Annotated in this window: 15 protein-coding genes; 7 read left to right on the forward strand and 8 right to left on the reverse strand. The window is 64.1% G+C overall.

Features of this window, described 5'->3' with window-relative positions; genetic code table 11:
* Positions 1 to 13: 13 nt before the first annotated feature.
* The 5 genes from G3A50_RS13550 to G3A50_RS22645 all read left to right on the forward strand — a co-directional run bounded on the left by G3A50_RS13550 (position 14) and on the right by G3A50_RS22645 (position 4,923).
* Positions 14 to 730 carry an amino acid ABC transporter permease gene (locus G3A50_RS13550; protein WP_163075765.1) on the forward strand — a complete coding sequence of 239 codons (717 nt, stop codon included), beginning with the start codon at positions 14 to 16 and terminating at the stop codon, positions 728 to 730.
* 2 nt (positions 731 to 732) lie between these two features.
* Positions 733 to 1,548, forward strand: a complete 816-nt coding sequence (locus G3A50_RS13555; RefSeq protein WP_163075766.1) for an amino acid ABC transporter permease — start codon at positions 733 to 735, stop codon at positions 1,546 to 1,548.
* Complete coding sequence (locus G3A50_RS13560) at positions 1,545 to 2,291, forward strand: amino acid ABC transporter ATP-binding protein (protein ID WP_163075767.1); 747 nt, start codon at positions 1,545 to 1,547, stop codon at positions 2,289 to 2,291. Before G3A50_RS13555 ends, G3A50_RS13560 begins: the two co-directional genes overlap by 4 nt.
* Before the next feature lie 81 nt (positions 2,292 to 2,372).
* Entirely contained in the window at positions 2,373 to 3,686 is a 1,314-nt protein-coding gene (locus G3A50_RS13565) for an NAD(P)/FAD-dependent oxidoreductase (protein WP_163075768.1), read from the forward strand.
* 301 nt (positions 3,687 to 3,987) lie between these two features.
* On the forward strand, positions 3,988 to 4,923 hold the full coding sequence (locus G3A50_RS22645) for a transglycosylase SLT domain-containing protein (protein WP_246251680.1): 936 nt from the start codon (positions 3,988 to 3,990) through the stop codon (positions 4,921 to 4,923).
* Positions 4,924 to 5,196: 273 nt separating this feature from the next.
* Here G3A50_RS22645 and G3A50_RS13575 read toward each other — a convergent pair whose 3' ends face one another.
* Genes G3A50_RS13575 through G3A50_RS13605 form a run of 7 tightly spaced genes read right to left on the reverse strand, consistent with a single transcriptional unit; the run spans position 5,197 to position 11,857 of the window.
* Entirely contained in the window at positions 5,197 to 5,613 is a 417-nt protein-coding gene (locus G3A50_RS13575) for a cupin domain-containing protein (protein ID WP_163075769.1), read from the reverse strand.
* Between the two features lie 11 nt (positions 5,614 to 5,624).
* Entirely contained in the window at positions 5,625 to 6,995 is a 1,371-nt protein-coding gene (locus G3A50_RS13580; RefSeq protein WP_163075770.1) for an NAD-dependent succinate-semialdehyde dehydrogenase, read from the reverse strand.
* A gap of 34 nt (positions 6,996 to 7,029) precedes the next feature.
* Complete coding sequence (locus tag G3A50_RS13585) at positions 7,030 to 8,109, reverse strand: isocitrate/isopropylmalate dehydrogenase family protein (RefSeq protein WP_163075771.1); 1,080 nt, start codon at positions 8,107 to 8,109, stop codon at positions 7,030 to 7,032.
* 4 nt (positions 8,110 to 8,113) lie between these two features.
* Complete coding sequence (locus G3A50_RS13590) at positions 8,114 to 9,037, reverse strand: amidohydrolase family protein (RefSeq protein WP_163075772.1); 924 nt, start codon at positions 9,035 to 9,037, stop codon at positions 8,114 to 8,116.
* Positions 9,034 to 10,329 (reverse strand): TRAP transporter large permease, encoded by a 1,296-nt coding sequence (locus tag G3A50_RS13595; RefSeq protein WP_163075773.1) that lies wholly within the window; start codon positions 10,327 to 10,329, stop codon positions 9,034 to 9,036. Before G3A50_RS13595 ends, G3A50_RS13590 begins: the two co-directional genes overlap by 4 nt.
* Positions 10,326 to 10,829, reverse strand: coding sequence for a TRAP transporter small permease (locus G3A50_RS13600; protein WP_163075774.1), 504 nt, complete (start codon positions 10,827 to 10,829; stop codon positions 10,326 to 10,328). The genes G3A50_RS13595 and G3A50_RS13600 overlap by 4 nt, the downstream gene beginning before the upstream one ends.
* A 50-nt stretch (positions 10,830 to 10,879) precedes the next feature.
* The gene (locus tag G3A50_RS13605; RefSeq protein WP_163075775.1) at positions 10,880 to 11,857 is read right to left on the reverse strand and encodes a TRAP transporter substrate-binding protein; all 978 of its coding nucleotides are present in this window, start codon (positions 11,855 to 11,857) and stop codon (positions 10,880 to 10,882) included.
* Positions 11,858 to 11,972: 115 nt separating this feature from the next.
* Between G3A50_RS13605 and G3A50_RS13610 the strand changes: the two genes are divergently transcribed.
* Complete coding sequence (locus tag G3A50_RS13610; protein WP_163075776.1) at positions 11,973 to 12,650, forward strand: IclR family transcriptional regulator; 678 nt, start codon at positions 11,973 to 11,975, stop codon at positions 12,648 to 12,650.
* Between the two features lie 139 nt (positions 12,651 to 12,789).
* Here the strand turns inward: G3A50_RS13610 and G3A50_RS13615 are convergent, their stop codons facing one another.
* Entirely contained in the window at positions 12,790 to 13,842 is a 1,053-nt protein-coding gene (locus tag G3A50_RS13615) for a helix-turn-helix domain-containing protein (protein ID WP_163075777.1), read from the reverse strand.
* Between the two features lie 263 nt (positions 13,843 to 14,105).
* On the opposite strand from G3A50_RS13615, the gene G3A50_RS13620 reads away from it, so the two are divergent.
* On the forward strand, positions 14,106 to 15,092 hold the full coding sequence (locus G3A50_RS13620) for an HAD family hydrolase (protein ID WP_163075778.1): 987 nt from the start codon (positions 14,106 to 14,108) through the stop codon (positions 15,090 to 15,092).
* Positions 15,093 to 15,104 lie beyond the last annotated feature (12 nt).

The raw sequence follows: 15,104 nt of genomic DNA on the forward strand, positions 1-15,104 counted from the left end.
CGGAGCCGCGCGCGTGTTGACTCTTGATTACTCATGGCTCGCCGACCCGGTGTATCAGCATTGGCTGCTCCGCGGGACGCTCACCACGCTTGAACTGGCGTTCGCCTCCTCGGGGATCGCCATTGTCATCGGCCTCTTCGGCGCGCTGGCGCTGACGTTGCGGATCGCCTGGCTCGACGCGTTCGTCGAGCTGTTCGTGGAAATCTTCCGCAACACGCCACCGCTGCTCCAGATGCTGTTCTTCTACTTCACTCTGAGCACGATCGGGCTGAGTGTGACCGATCCACGGACCGGGCTGAGCATGCCGCTGCTGTCGGCATTCTCCTGCGCGCTGATCTCGCTCAGCCTGTTCGGCGGGGCTCTTTGCATCGAGGCCTTCCGCTCGGGTCTTGAGAGCCTGCCGCGCGCCGTGACGGAGGCGGCCCGCTCGCTCGGCTACACCCGCTGGGAGCGCTTCCGGCGCATCGAGATGCCGATCGCGAGCCGCATCTGTCTGCCCGCCCTCACGAACATCATGACCAACCAGTTCAAGACCACGTCGCAGGCCTCGGTGATCACCGTGCCGGAGCTGATGTATTATGCCGGCCAGATCTACAACGACACCTTCCGCACCGCGGAAGTCATGATCCTCGTGCTGTTTATCTATGTGACGCTTGTGAGCCTGCTCTCGTGGGGCATGTCGCTGGTCGAGCGGGCGCTGGCCTTTCCCGGCTACGGAAAGGGGCACTGAGCATGCCGACCTTTCCGCTGACCTATGCCGAGAAGAAGCGCGTTATCCAGTTCGCCATCGTTCTGGCCGTGCTGCTGTGGATTGCGATCGATGCGGCGACCGGGGGCGCGCAGAACTGGAGCCGCGTCTGGCTGCGCCTGCCGATCCTGCTGACCGGACAGGCTTCGGGCTGGCCGCTTGAGGGCGGTTTCTCGCTCAATATTCTCCTCGGGCTGTGCGCCATGGCGCTCGCCGCCGTGCTGGGCACCTTCCTCGGCTTCGGCATGCTTTCGAAGCGCAAGTTCATTCGGGTCCCGAGCTTCCTGGTCATGAACTTCCTGCGCAACTCGCCCTGGCTCGTGCTGTTGTTCGCGATGCTCTACATCATCCCGTTCAGGGTGAATGTCTTCGGGGTGAGCATCGCCATTCCGGCCTTTGTGAAGGCGGTGATCGGCCTGGCCCTGCCGACGAGCGCGAACTTCGCGGAGATTATCCGGGGCGCGGTTCAGTCGATCCACTCCGGACAATGGGAGGCGGCCCGCTCGCTCGGCTACATGCCGATGGCGATCTATTGGCGGGTCATCCTCCCGCAGGCGCTGCGCCGGATGATCCCCGGCTGGATGAATCTCTATGCGCTGCTGATGATCGCCACCTCGCTTGCCACCGTGACCGGTATCCAGGACGTGATCACCACGCTGAATACGTTGCTCGCGATGGAGAACGAGCGGGTCATCGTTTATTTTTACATCACCGCCCTGTTCCTGTTCTTCGCCTATTGCTACCCGATCGCGGTCCTGGCGCGGCGCCTTGAACAGTCGGTCAAGGGGGACACCCTATGAACCGCTCCGACGCCCTCATCGAACTCGATGCCGTGAACAAGAGCTTCGGCTCCTTCCAGGTGCTCAAGGGTATCTCGCTCGCCGTCAAGGATGGCGAGGCGGTGTGCATCATCGGGCCGTCGGGCTCGGGCAAGTCCACCATCCTGCGCTGTATCAATGGGCTGCTGCCGATCGATTCCGGCTCCATCCGCGTCGGCACCCAAGAGGTGCACAAGATGAAGACCGAGAAGGAGATGCGTCCGCTGCGTCACCAGGTGTCGATGGTGTTTCAGCAGTACAATCTCTTTCCACACCGCACGGCGCTGCAGAACATCATGATGGCGCCGATCCAGGTGCTCGGTCACGAGGCGGGGGAAGTGGAGGCGCGCGCCCATCGCCTGCTCGCCAAGGTGCGGCTCTCCGACAAGGCGGACGCCTATCCCGGCCAGCTCTCCGGCGGGCAGCAGCAGCGCGTCGCCATCGCCCGTGCGCTCGCCATGGAGCCGCAGGTGATCCTGTTCGACGAGGTGACCGCCGCGCTCGATCCGGAAACGGTGAAAGAGGTCCTGACCGCCATTCGCGAACTGGTCGATGATGGGCTGACCTGCATTCTGGTCACGCACGAGATGAAGTTTGCCCGCGAGGTCGCGGAGCGGGTCTGCTTCACCGATCACGGCCGCATTGTCGAGAGCGGACCGCCGGCACAGATTTTCGACTCCCCGCAGGATCCGCGCACCCGTGAGTTCCTCGGGAAGATCCTCTGACACTCTCGCCCGACCGGCCCTGAAACGCTGCGCCCGACGTGACGCCAGCCGCCGCTCCCTTGCAACCGAAGGCATGCGCCAATGATGGCAGACGACATTTTCGCGGAAGGCTTCAAGGATCAGCCCTACTGGTGGGAAGCCGCCGCGCCCGAGACCGACCTCGACCCGTTGCCGTCGAAGGCGGATGCCGTGGTCATCGGCTCCGGCTATACCGGCCTCAACGCCGCGACTGAACTGGCACGCGCGGGGCTGCAGGTGGTGGTGCTCGACGGCGAGCGGCTCGGGGAAGGCGGCTCCACCCGCTCCGGCGGCATGGTGTCCAGCGGCCAGAAGCTGGTCGTCGGCGGGGCCATCAAGGGCACCGATCCCGAGCTGTTCTCCCGAATGATCGGCGATAGCACTTCTTCCTTCGAGTACCTGCAGAGGTTGATCACCACCGAGGGGCTCGATGCCGACCTCAAGATCAGCGGCCGCTTCTTCGGCGCCCATGCCCGCAGCCAGTTCGCCGCACTGCACCGCAACGGCCGCATTCTCGCCGAGAAGACCGGCGTGAGCGTGAGCTTCTACGATCGCGGCAACCAGCGGCAGGCCATCGGCTCTGACTATTACTTCGGCGGCATGGTGGTCGACGAATATGGCGGGCTGCATCCTGGCAAGTATCACCGCGCGCTGCGCGAACGCGCGCGGGCAAGCGGGGTGATGCTGCGCTCGCACGCGAAGGCCGGCCCGGTGAAGGATGGACCGAATGGCCTGAAGATCGTGCCCACGATGCGTGGCGACATTCTTGCCGAGCACGTCATCACCTCGACCAATGGCTATACACGCCCGGATGGCCACCCCGACCTCGCGCGCCGCGTCGTGCCAGTGAAGAGCTACCAGATCGCCACCGAGCCGCTGCCGGCCGATCTCATCGAGACCTTGATCCCGCGAGGGCGGATGATCTCCGATACACGGCGCGACGTGATCTACACCCGCCCCTCGCCGGACGGCACGCGCATCCTGTTCGGTTCGCGACCCGGCCTCAGGGAGACGACGGACCGCGCGGCGGCGCCGCACCTCTATGCCCGGATGACCGAGATCTTCCCCGAGCTGCGCGACTATAAGATCAGCCATGCCTGGAGCGGCTTCGTCGCCATGACGGTCGACAAGGTCGCCCATATGGGGGCACGGGACAATTCCGACTTCGCGGTCGGCTGCAACGGCAACGGCGTCGCGTTGATGAGCTATCTGGGCTACCAGACCGCCCTGAAAATTCTCGGCCAGCAGAACCGCCCGACCTCCTTCGATCGCGAGGAATTCGCTGCCGCGCCGCTTTATTCCGGCGGCCCGAATGCATGGTTTCTGCCGGTGGTCGCTGCCTGGTATCGTCTTCAGGACTGGTATGAGCGGCGCTGAGGCCGGCGCCGACTCCAGCGATTGGGCTTGGCTACCCAGCGCGCCGCCTCTGTCCGCTCGTGCGTTTGCGCGGGGTTGTGATGGGCGCGGCGAGGGCGCCGGGGGAGCCGGCCGGCGTTGGCGAGAGCAGCATTTCGAGCTTTAACGAATTGTGCTAGGCAGCGGTGTGGAATGGCGATCAGCAAAGCGCTGGATGAACGGCGGCCCCCTTGCACTCGCGGCGTTCGCGCTGGCGGGGGGCTTTGTCTATTGTCCGCTTTCGGGCGTATCGCCAGCATGGGCTGCGGCTGAGCACGCGCCTGTGCCCCCACCCCGTCCCGCCGCATCGGAGACCGCCGCTTCGGCGCGTCCACTCGGCTGGTCGTCGGTCGACAGGACCGTGCCGGCCGCGCTTCTCGTACCTGTCGCTCACATTCCCGCTGGTCTTGTCGCGCCTTCCTACGCCGTATGGCTGATCGATCCCCCGCATGCAGCGCTGCCGGGCGCGAAATTCGTGGCCCGTGGCGAGGCGCTCGCCGGGAGCGATGCCTTCCAGCGGGTGATCGCGGTGCCGCCGCCGGCTCCCACATCGCTTGCGGCGGCCCCGTCCGCCGTGATCCTCCTATCCGTGCCCCTGCCGCCCAAGCGTCTCGCCGAGAAGCGCAGGATGGTCCTGGCATTCGCGGAGCCGCCGCCTCCTCCTGGCCTCCTGGCACCGATGCCGGCGCTTCAGCAGGCGCCGCCCGCGCCCGGGGAAGCCTCGCCCGATCGAGCGATAGTGCCGCCCGGCGACATCGCCGAGCAGAATGCCGAAGTGCTGGGGGAGGATGCCGCGCGGCCCATCGACGACGCGCCCGAGCCGGTCTCGGGACGGGTGACCGCCGACCGCGCGCCTCCGCAGATCGAGGCGCTGATCCAGCGCCATGCCGAGCGTTTCGATGTGCCTGCGCGGCTCGTGCGCCGCGTTGCCTGGCGTGAGAGCAAGTTCGATCCCAAGCAGCGCAACGGCCCCTATTGGGGACTGATGCAGATCCGCGTCGACACCGCGCGCGGCCTCGGATTCCGTGGCGCGCCGAAGGATCTCCTCGACGCCGACACCAACATGTCCTACGCGGTCGCCTATCTCGCCAATGCGTACCGGGTCGCCGGTCGCGATGAGAAACGGGCCATCATGCTCTATGCCCGGGGCTATTATTACGAGGCCAAGCGCAAGGGTATGCTTGGTTCGTTGATCCGCACGGCGGCGGCCGAGGAATAGCTCGACCGGTGCCGGCCTGTCGGCCGCGCCGGCGTTGTCTTCGAACACGTCGAGAGGCCGGCCGTCCCGAACGACTTCGCACCGACCGGAACAGCGACGGGTTACCGGGTATCCATCGCACACACACCGCGTGGCCAAAGGCCTCCGGCACAGGCCGCGATCATGGCGCGGTCACTTGGGGCAGCAAGGAACATAGGGCGCGAGCCATTGTGGGCTGCGCCATCACGGCCTCTCCATCGGCTGGAGCGGTGGAGAGGCGCGCGACGTGGCAAATCAGAGCCGCTTCGCCTTCTGATGCTCGTCGTCGATGGACTGCTCGATGCCGGTCTCGACCATGGTGCGGGTCGCGTCCACCGTGGCATAGGTCCAGAAGATGCGCATCGGACCGTCGCTTTCATTGACGAAGCGGTGAGGCACGTTCGCCGGTATCCAGGTCGTATCTCCGGCCTTGAGCGGAATGCGTTCGCCCCCGATCTCGGCGATGGCCTCTCCCTCAAGGACCATGACGCTCTCTTCGCAATTGTGGAAATGCATGCCGATCTTGGCCCCCGGATCGAAGGCGGTGATGCCGTTGATCAGGCTGGTCGAGCCGCATTTGCGGGTCACCAGAGGTATGGTCCGGGCGCCATTGCCCCGGTCGTTTATGGGCAGCTGATCGAGGCGCAGGATGGCAGGGCTCTTGTCGGGCATAGGGAGTTCCTTCACTTCGCTGGGCCGATCCAGATGGTCTTCATGTTTGTGAACTCCCGGATGCCATAGCTTCCGAGTTCGCGACCATAGCCCGACTTCTTGATGCCGCCGAAGGGCAGGCGTGCGTCCGAGGCGACCATGCCATTGATGAACACGGCGCCGGCATCAATCTCGCGTGCCATGCGGCGGGCAAGGTCAAGATCGGTGGTCCAGACCGAGGCGCCGAGGCCGAACTCGGTGTTGTTGGCCAGCGCGATGGCCTCTTCGGTCGAGCTGTAGCGGATGATCGAGGCGACCGGGCCGAAAAGCTCCTCCTTGAAAGAGGTGTGCTCCGGTGTCACCCGGTCGAGCAGCGTCGGTGCATAATAGCTGCCGGGGCCGTCGATCGGCGTGCCGCCAAGCACGAGGACAGCGCCTTCGGCGATGGAGCGCGTCACCTGGTCGTGAAGGTTCGCCCGCAGGTTCATGCGCGCCATCGGGCCGATCTGGGTGGCCTCGTCCATCGGGTCACCAACCTTGAGGGCACGGATGCCGGTGATGAAGGCGTCGCTGAACGCGTCCGCAATGTCGTCATGTACAATGAAGCGCTTGGCGTTGACACAGGACTGGCCGACATTGACGAAGCGGGCCTTGACCGCGGTCGCCGCCGCCGTCGCGATATCGGCGTCGGGCAGCACGATGAACGGGTCGGAACCGCCCAGTTCAAGAACCTGCTTCTTCAGTGACTTGCCGGCTTGCGCGGCGACGATCTGGCCGACCTCGGTCGAGCCGGTCAGCGTCACCGCCGCGATCCTGTCGTCGGCGATGAGGCCCGAAACCGCCGAGGCATCGATCAGGACGGTGCGCATCAGTCCGTCGGGACAACCGGCCTCGCGTATCATTGCCTCGATGGCGAGCGCGCAGCGCGGCACGTTGTTGGCGTGCTTCAGGATCGCGCCATTGCCGGCGGCGAGGGCAGGGGCCGCGAAGCGTACGAACTGCCAGAAGGGGTAGTTCCAGGGCATGATCGCGAGCACCACGCCGAGGGGGTCGAAGACCACGCCGGACTCCGTTGCGTTCGACACAATGCGCTCGTCGGCGAGGAAGGTCTGGGCGTTGGCGGCGTAGAAATCGCAGGTGCTGGCGCACTTCTCGATTTCGCCCCGGGATTCGGTGATCGGCTTGCCGATCTCCTCGGTGATGAGGCGGGCGTATTCCTCTTTTTTCGCACGCAGCGCCCTGGCTATCGCCGTCAACAGGGGGACGCGCTTTTCGACCGGCACCCGGCGCCACGAACGCTGCGCGCGGTCAGCCGCTCCTAGGATCGCATCGACCTCGTCCGCGCTGTGCGCCTTGAAGCTCTCGATTACGTCGCCTGTCGCCGGGTTGATCGACTTGATCATCGCTGGTCTCCATAAAATTCCGTGAGGTCGCCATTCAATGGCGGGGAACCGTCAGACCGATCCGGTCGGCGACCGCCTGCGCGAAGGCGGTCGTTCCCAGCTGGCCGCCGAGGTCGCGGGTGCGGGTCGCGGGATCTTTCAGCGCCATATCCAGTGCGGAGAGTATCGAGCGGCCCGCCGCCGCCAGATCGGGGCGCTGGCGATGCTGGCCGAGCCATTCGAGGAGCATGCCGGTCGAGCCGATGAGCGACGACGGGTTGGCAATGCCTTTCCCCGCAATGTCCGGAGCGGAGCCGTGCTGCGCCTGCGCCATCGCAACCGCCTCGCCTGCATTGACCGAGGCCGCCAGGCCAAGACTGCCCGAGAGTTCGGACGCCAGGTCCGACAGGATATCGCCGAACATGTTGGTGGTGACGATGACGTCGAAAGCCTCGGGGCGACGGACGAGATGGGCGCACGCCGCGTCGATGATCAACTCGTCGTACTCGACCTCCGGGTAGCGCGCGGCGACTTCGCGGCAGCAGGTGAGGAAGAGGCCGTCGGTGATCTTGAGAACATTCTGCTTGTGAACGGCGGTGACGTGGTTACGGCGCGCACGGGCCCCTTCGAAGGCCGCCTCGGCGATCCGCAGCGAGGCGTGCCGGGTGATGCGCCGCATCGACAAGGTAACGTCGGCGGTGACCTGAATTTCGCCCGGGCCGGCAAACATGCAGCGGTCCGCATAGAAGCCTTCCGTGTTCTCACGATAGATCACCATGTCGAAGCTGGCGCCCGTGGCCGAGGGCAGATCCGGTCGCGTGATGGCGGGGCGGATGTTGGCGAAGAGATCGAGCCGCTTGCGCAACTCACCGGAGGGGTTCAGGCCGCCTTTGTCGCGGGCGGGATAGTCGAGGTGGGAAACCGGCCCGAGGATCAACCCGTCGGCGGCACGTGCCGCTTCGAAGGCGCTGTCGGGAAAGGTCGAGCCCTGCGCCTTCAGTGCCGCGAATCCGATGTCGATTTCCTCGAAGTCGAAACCGATCCCGTGGTGCCGGTCCACGGCTTCCATGACGAGACAGGTGGCGGCGGTGATTTCCGGGCCGATCCCGTCGCCGGGAAGAAGGGCGATCTTCATGCCATCAAATCCTTTGGCCTGCCCTGGACGCAGGACCTGCATGCTCCGCGGGAGAGGGGGAGAGAGGGTTTGCCCCGAAGAGCGCTGTGGGGTTGTCGACGAGGATCCGTCGACAAGCCGGTGCGTCGAGCCCCGCCTCGGCCATCAGCTTGGGCACCGAAAGGGAGTCGACGTCGCGGAAGGGTTCGGTTTCGGCCAGTGAGCGTGCCTTGCGCGTCGCGCCGCCGCCGGTGTGAGGCCAGTCCGAGGCCCAGATCAGCCGGTCGGGCACCATCGCCTCGAATTGTTGGATCAGATCCAGCACACGCGTCCGAGGCACGTCACCTGACGCACCGATGCGATAGTCGCCGGAGAGCTTGATCCAGATCGGCGCGGAGCGGCAGAGTGCGGCCAGATGCTCCATGCTTCGCGCATCGTCTTCCGCGCCGGCGCCGGCGAAATGGTCCAGCACGACAGGGATGCCCGCATCCTCCAGGGTCGAGGCGCGAGCGAGGATCGCGGAAAGCGGGGCATAGATCTGCAGGAACAGGCCCGTCCCTCGCAGACGTTCGGCCATCATGAGGAGAGCATCGTCCGGATCGAGGGCACGGCCCGCCATCAGGTTGACCCGAAAGCCGCGGATCCCGGCGTCGGAAAACGCGGCAAGCGTGTTGTCGTCGAGGGTATGGGCATCGGCCACGGCCACACCACGGGCCGAGGGCCCGAGCCGCCGCAGCGCGTCCAGAAGACAGCCATTGTCGTCGCCGTAGACGCTGGGCTGGACGAGGACGGCGTGTCCAACGCCCCACTCCCGGTGGCGTTGCTCCAGGCTTTCCAGCGACGCCGTGCCGGGGGTGTAGCTCCGCATCGCCGCATAAGGAAAACGATCGGGCTCGAAGACATGAACATGGGTGTCCCATGTCCCTTCGGGTAAAGGCAGGGCGGTCATAGCAGCAGGTCCGGCAGGAAGGTGATGAGGCCCGGCAGCAGGATCAGGGTCACGATCACGCCGAGCGTCAGCCACACATAGGGGACCGAGACCCTGACAAGTTCGCGAAAGCTCAACCCCGTGACGCGGGTCAAGGCGTAGAGCACCATGCCCACGGGCGGCGTCAGAAGCCCAAGGGTTAGGGTGAGCGTCATCAGGATGCCGAACTGGATCGGGTCGATGCCATAGGTCTTGATGATCGGCATCAGGATCGGGGTGAGGATCAGGATCGCCGGGGTCTGGGCCATGAAGCAGCCGACGACCATCCAGAGGATCACCATCAGAAACAGCAGCACTGTCGGGTTGCTCGTCAGGCTGGCGAAGAACTCCGCCAGCGCGCCGGGAATGCCCGCACGGATCATCACCACCCCGAAGGCCGAGGTGAAGATGATGATGAGCATGATCACCGCCGTATCGATCAGCGTGCCCATCAGTTCGCGCCGGAGCCGTGAAAAGCCATAGGCGCGGTAGACGAAGACGCCGAGGCACAAGGCGTACAGCGCCGCGACGGCGGCGGCCTCCGTCGGGGTGAAGACGCCGGAGTAGATGCCGCCCATGATGATGAACGGCGTCAGGATCGGCAGGATCGCGACGCGGAATGCCGGCCAGAGTTCGGCGAGCGTGGCGCGGGTGCCGACAGGCATTCCGTCCTTGCGGGCGCGCCAGGTGACATAGCCCATATAGGCCGCCGCCATCATCAGCGCCGGCACGATTGCCGCGAAGAACATGCGGGCGACGGAGACTTCCGCCTGTACCGAATAGGCAACAAGCGCGATCGAGGGTGGCAGGATCGGGCCGATCAGCGACGAGGCGGCGGTGACGCCGGCGCTGAACTCTCGCTGGTAGCCCTGGCTTAGCATGGCCTTCATCTCGATCTGGCCAAGGCCGACGGCATCGGCGGTCGCCGAGCCCGACATGCCCGCGAAGATCACACTAGCCATGACGTTGGCGTGGCCCAGGCCGCCGCGGATCGGGCGGACCAGGAGGGCGACGAACGCGAACATGCGCTCGGTGATGCCGCCAAAGTTCATAAGTCGTCCGGCGAAGATGAAGAAGGGGATGGCAAGGAGAAGGAAGCTGTCGATGCTGCTGAGCGCGAGGCGCGCGATCATCGCGCTGGCACGGATGTCGAACAGCCCTCCGAAGACCAGGCCGGCGCCGATGAAGGAGGCGAGACCGGCGGCGAAGCCGACCGGGTAGCCGATCATCAACAGGATCAGGAAAAAGACGATGATGAGCGAAAAGAGGATCACAGGTCGATCTCCTGTTCTCCCGTTTGAAGGCTAACAATTCTTCCCGTGAGAAGGTTCTTGAGGTCGATGAGCACGTAGACGGCAAGAAGCGCGATCATCGCCAGTTCCCACAGATAGTAATAGCTGATGCGGAACCAGCTGATCGTGATCAGTGAGATCGACCAGTTGCGCTGTGCCATGAGGATTGCGCCGCTGGCCCAGAACGCGAGGAAGAACAGGATCGACAGCCCGAAAGCTATCGAGAAGCCGCGCTTCATCCGGGGACTGAACTGCGCGAAAAGGAAGTCGACCACGACGTGCTCGCGCTGGCGGTAGGCGAGTGCAATGCCGCTGAGTACCGACATCACGAACAGGGCGCGTGCGGCTTCTTCGGTCCAGGGAACGGGAATCTGAAGGAAATAGCGGAACAGAACCTGCGCGAGCGTCAGCACGAACATGGCGGCGAACATGGCGAAGGCTGCCACCTGGACCATGCGTTCCACGGCGTTGAGAAGTCTCATGGTGTTCTCCCTAGGGTGGCGCGCGCCTGAGCGGCGCGCGTCCCCGGACATCACTTGGCGGCAGCGATGTCGTCGAGAATGCCGGGGCGGCAGTTCGTGGCCGCAAACTCCTGCACGATCGGCTCGGCGATCTTCTTGAAGGCGGGCACATCGGATTTCACGATTTCGACGCCCGACTTCTTGATCTCATCGAGAAGTTCGCCTTCCTGCTTCTGCACCAGGGCGTTCAACCACATCATGGTTTCGGCTGCGGTATCGTTGAGGATCTTGCGCTGATCTTCGCTCAGTCCGTCCAGGAATTCGGTGTTCGTCGTGAGGATGTAGTAGCTCTGAACATGATCGGTCAGGTCTACCGTCTTCTGCACTTCGTAGAACTTCTGCGCATGGATGGCCGAGATCGGATTTTCCTGAGCATCGAACACGCCCTGGCGCAGCGCGCCGTAAAGTTCGGAATAGGGCAGCGGGCCGGGCAGCGCCCCGAATGCCTGGAACACCTTCGCCCGCAGCGGGTTCGTCACGCGGATTTTCAGGCCCTTCATGTCCGCCGGCTCACGTATCGGCCTGTTCGCGGTCACCTCGCGCGCGCCGCGATAGCCGACACCGGTGATGGTGATGGCGTAGTTCTTGGTCATGTAGTCCGACAGTTCCTTACCCAGCTTGCCGGTCCATACGCGGTAGCCGTGGTCGGCGTCGTCGTAGACGAACTCCGCTTCCATGCACTGGTAAGGCTTGGCCATGGAATGAACGAGGGTCGGTCCCGAGATGCTGGCCTGAATCTCATCGTTCGACAGCTGCTGAAGCACTTCGACACCCGAGCCAAGCGCGCCGCCATCGACGATGGTCATCTGCAGCTCGCCGTTCGAGCGCTTGGCCATTAGCTCTTTCCAGTGGTGCATCGCCTGCACACTGAAATCCGTGCTGTTGTTCTCGGTGCCAAGCGTGAAATTGACGGTTCCCGCGTGCGCGGGGAGCGCCAGCAGGCAGGTCACGGCCACCGGCGCAAGGAACTTGGACGTAAGGAAAGTCATGTCGTCTCCTCCCAGGAGCAATTTTTGGAAATTTTCTTGCTGTTTGCCCGATCTCTAGACACCCGGTTCTGTTCGTGGCAATCGCAGAAGACGATCGTTTCACCTGAGAGAACGCATGGGCGCGCTACGTACCGAGTCGGTAGAGAGGGCCCTGTCGATCCTGTCGGCCTTTGGAATCCGCAGGACGCGGATGTCGCTCGCCGAGCTGGCCGCGGAAACGGGGCTGCACAAGAGCACGATCCTTCGGCTCACGCGGTCGATGGCCATCTACGGCTTCATTGACCGCGATGCCGAAGGGCGGTTCTCGATCGGCGCTAGTGCCTGGCATCTCGGGCTGATCTTCCGGCAGGAGTTCGATCCGGTCGAACTCATCCGCCCCGTGCTGCGCCAACTCGTCGAGGCGACGGGCGAAACGGCCTCCTATTTCGTGCGGGCGGGTGACGACCGGGTCTGCCTGTACCGCGAGAACAGCCCGTGCCTCGAAAAATACGGGGTCGAGGAGGGGGTGCGTCTCAGGCTGGGAACCGGGGCTTCCGGGCTGGTGCTGCGCCGGTACACCGGAGAGGACGTCCCGGACCTTTCCGACTTCAATGAGCACGGTACCGTCAGTCTGGATACAACGCGGAACCCCAACATTGCGTCGATCTCGACGCCCGTATTTTCGGCCTCGGGGCATTTCAGGGGCGCGCTGACGATCTCCGGATTGAACTCGCGCTTCACCGAAGAGGTCCGTGCTGAAGCAATACCCGTGCTGGAGCGGTATGCCAGAAGACTTCGCTCAGAGATCGATTGATCGTTGAAACAGAATAGCCCCGGGATTCAGAGGCCCTTCTTCCCTGATCTTGAAGCGGGCAGGCGTCGATGGGACCCGCCTTTTCCGGGGGGATTTCAGGCGCGGTGCGGTGGCGCGGAAAATCGGGGCGGCTACCCGTTCACTGAGGTTTGGATGCGCCCTGGGCCCCGCCCGCACTCGCCTTGCGGAATTCGGAGGGCGTGCACCTCATCCAGCGGATGAAGGCGCGGGTGAACGCCGCGTGGGTCTCGTAGCCGAGCGAGAGCCCGATCGTGAAGACCGACATGCGCGTTTCAACAAGCAGCCGGACCGCCCGAGCCCGCCGCGCCTCCTCGACGATCTCCCGATAGGTGTACCCCTTCTCCCGCAGCCGGCGTTGCAGGCCCTGAACCCCGAGCCCCAGAAGTCGCGCGGCGCCTTCGACGTCGCTCTGGCCGTCGAGCAGGCGCAGCGCGACAACGGCGGAGATCGCGCGCGCCGGCTCGGGCGCATCGGCGAGGATCACGTCGGCCTCCACATCACGAAGCGTAATGATGCGGCCGGTTCCCGGAAACGGGCCGCTTCGTCCGCGCGCGAGAGCTGTGGTGGGGATGGCGAGGCCGGTTCCCGGCCGCCGGCATCTCAGCCCCACCTGCAGCCGATCCTCGATGAGGCGCGTACCCGCATCGCGGGAATATTCGACCTCGATCCAGTCCGGGCACCACTGTCTGCCGAGATAGAGACGCACGAAGGTCAACATGGGCGGCAACAGGTGGTCGGAATACGAGACCTTGCTGGCGCCGAATGTCGGGGTGACGTAACGCAGGATGCTGTGCGTGCCTTCGCCGACGAGTTCCAGTCGCGACCCGCTCTGATGCGCCCAACTGGTGACGCAGGCGCGTTTTATCGCCTCTCCGAGCGTGGGGGCGCTGGCGCTGTATTCGAGCCAGAGACCATAACCCTTGTGGGTCATCTCCTGTCCAACGTCGAGGCCGAAGGTGCGATTGTCGAGCGCGTCGGCGCCTCTGGCGAACAGGCCGACCATCGAGCGTAGCGGGATCGGCGTGTCGAGTGCCTCACACAGGCTGAGTGGCAGTCCCTCCTTCTCGAAGATGTCGAAAAGGACGTGTTCTCCCGCAAGTCTTGCGATCCGTTCAGGAAGGTCGCCAAATCCTTTTGCACGGACCAGCGCCGTGGACCCCGATTTACTCACGTCCCGCCTGCCCCTGACGCAAAATGATAAGAGCGCTTCCCGGTAATCTGGTCAAAATCTCATCAAATGGGAATGCACGCAAACTGGCGGGCGGGCAAGGCACATGCGCGTTCATTATCCTAATCTGTTCAGTTGGTTAGTCTCGCTAAATCGAAGTATATACATAATTATTTAGCTATAGCTGGTTTCGTTTACGTATTCGTTATGAGGGCATGCCTTGCCGGAGTGATATTCTCATTCCGCATCCATGCTCGGGGGGAGTAATGCGGCGATTTTCACATGTGCTGTTCATCGCGGGAGCGCTGGTCTTCTCCGCGGTTTCGGCAATTTGCGCCCCTCTGGCATCATGGAACGACGGACCGGCCAAGCAGGCGATCGAGACCTTCGTGAAGAAGGTGACCGACCCGGACGGCAAGGACTTCGTGTCCCCGGAACAGCGCATCGCAGTGTTCGACAATGACGGCACGCTCTGGGTCGAGCAGCCCATGTATACCCAGCTTGCCTTTGCGCTCGATCGCGTCAGGCAGCTGGCGCCCCAGCATCCCGAATGGCAAGAAAATCCCCTGCTCAAGGCGGCTATCGAGGGCGACATGAAGACCCTCGCCGCCTCGGGCGACAAAGGTCTGCTGGAACTGGTGACGGTCACCCATGCGGGCATGTCTCCGGCGGCGTTCCAGCAGATAGTCACCGATTGGCTCGCGAGCGCCGAGCATCCACGGTTCAAGCGCAGATATACCGATCTGGTCTACCAGCCGATGCTGGAGGTTCTGGCCTATCTGCGTGAGAACGGCTTCACCACCTATGTCGTTTCCGGCGGCGGCATCGAGTTCATGCGTGCCTGGTCGGACAGGGTGTACGGAATTCTTCCGGCGCAAGTGGTGGGCTCAAGCATCAAGACCCGGTTCGAGATCGTCGACGGCAAGCCGACGCTGATCCGGCTCCCCGAGGTGAATTTCATAGACGACGGCGCCGGCAAGCCGGTTGGCATCAACGAGCACATCGGCCAGCGCCCGATCGCCGCCTTCGGCAATTCGGATGGCGACCTCCAGATGCTGCAATGGACAAGCACGGGCGCCGGCCCGCGGCTTGGCATGATCGTGCATCACACCGATGCCGAGCGTGAATACGCCTATGACCGCAACTCGCATTTCGGCCGCCTCGACAAGGCGATGGATCTGGCGCCGGCCGAGGGCTGGGTGCTGATCGACATGAAGAACGACTGGAAGGACGTCTTTCCGGCCGCGAAGTGAAGCTGACGCAGT

This window comes from Ancylobacter pratisalsi, assembly GCF_010669125.1.
Taxonomy (GTDB): Bacteria; Pseudomonadota; Alphaproteobacteria; order Rhizobiales; family Xanthobacteraceae; genus Ancylobacter; species Ancylobacter pratisalsi.

Bases quoted from the DNA above. Each gene is read 5' to 3' on its own strand.
- G3A50_RS13610 (WP_163075776.1), top strand. From the start codon at position 11,973: ATGGGCGCGCTACGTACCGAGTCGGTAGAGAGGGCCCTGTCGATCCTG.
- G3A50_RS13565 (WP_163075768.1), top strand. From the start codon at position 2,373: ATGATGGCAGACGACATTTTCGCGGAAGGCTTCAAGGATCAGCCCTAC.
- G3A50_RS13575 (WP_163075769.1), bottom strand. From the start codon at position 5,613: ATGCCCGACAAGAGCCCTGCCATCCTGCGCCTCGATCAGCTGCCCATA.
- G3A50_RS13560 (WP_163075767.1), top strand. From the start codon at position 1,545: ATGAACCGCTCCGACGCCCTCATCGAACTCGATGCCGTGAACAAGAGC.
- G3A50_RS13605 (WP_163075775.1), bottom strand. From the start codon at position 11,857: ATGACTTTCCTTACGTCCAAGTTCCTTGCGCCGGTGGCCGTGACCTGC.
- G3A50_RS13580 (WP_163075770.1), bottom strand. From the start codon at position 6,995: ATGATCAAGTCGATCAACCCGGCGACAGGCGACGTAATCGAGAGCTTC.
- G3A50_RS13620 (WP_163075778.1), top strand. From the start codon at position 14,106: ATGCGGCGATTTTCACATGTGCTGTTCATCGCGGGAGCGCTGGTCTTC.
- G3A50_RS13555 (WP_163075766.1), top strand. From the start codon at position 733: ATGCCGACCTTTCCGCTGACCTATGCCGAGAAGAAGCGCGTTATCCAG.
- G3A50_RS13585 (WP_163075771.1), bottom strand. From the start codon at position 8,109: ATGAAGATCGCCCTTCTTCCCGGCGACGGGATCGGCCCGGAAATCACC.
- G3A50_RS13590 (WP_163075772.1), bottom strand. From the start codon at position 9,037: ATGACCGCCCTGCCTTTACCCGAAGGGACATGGGACACCCATGTTCAT.
- G3A50_RS13600 (WP_163075774.1), bottom strand. From the start codon at position 10,829: ATGAGACTTCTCAACGCCGTGGAACGCATGGTCCAGGTGGCAGCCTTC.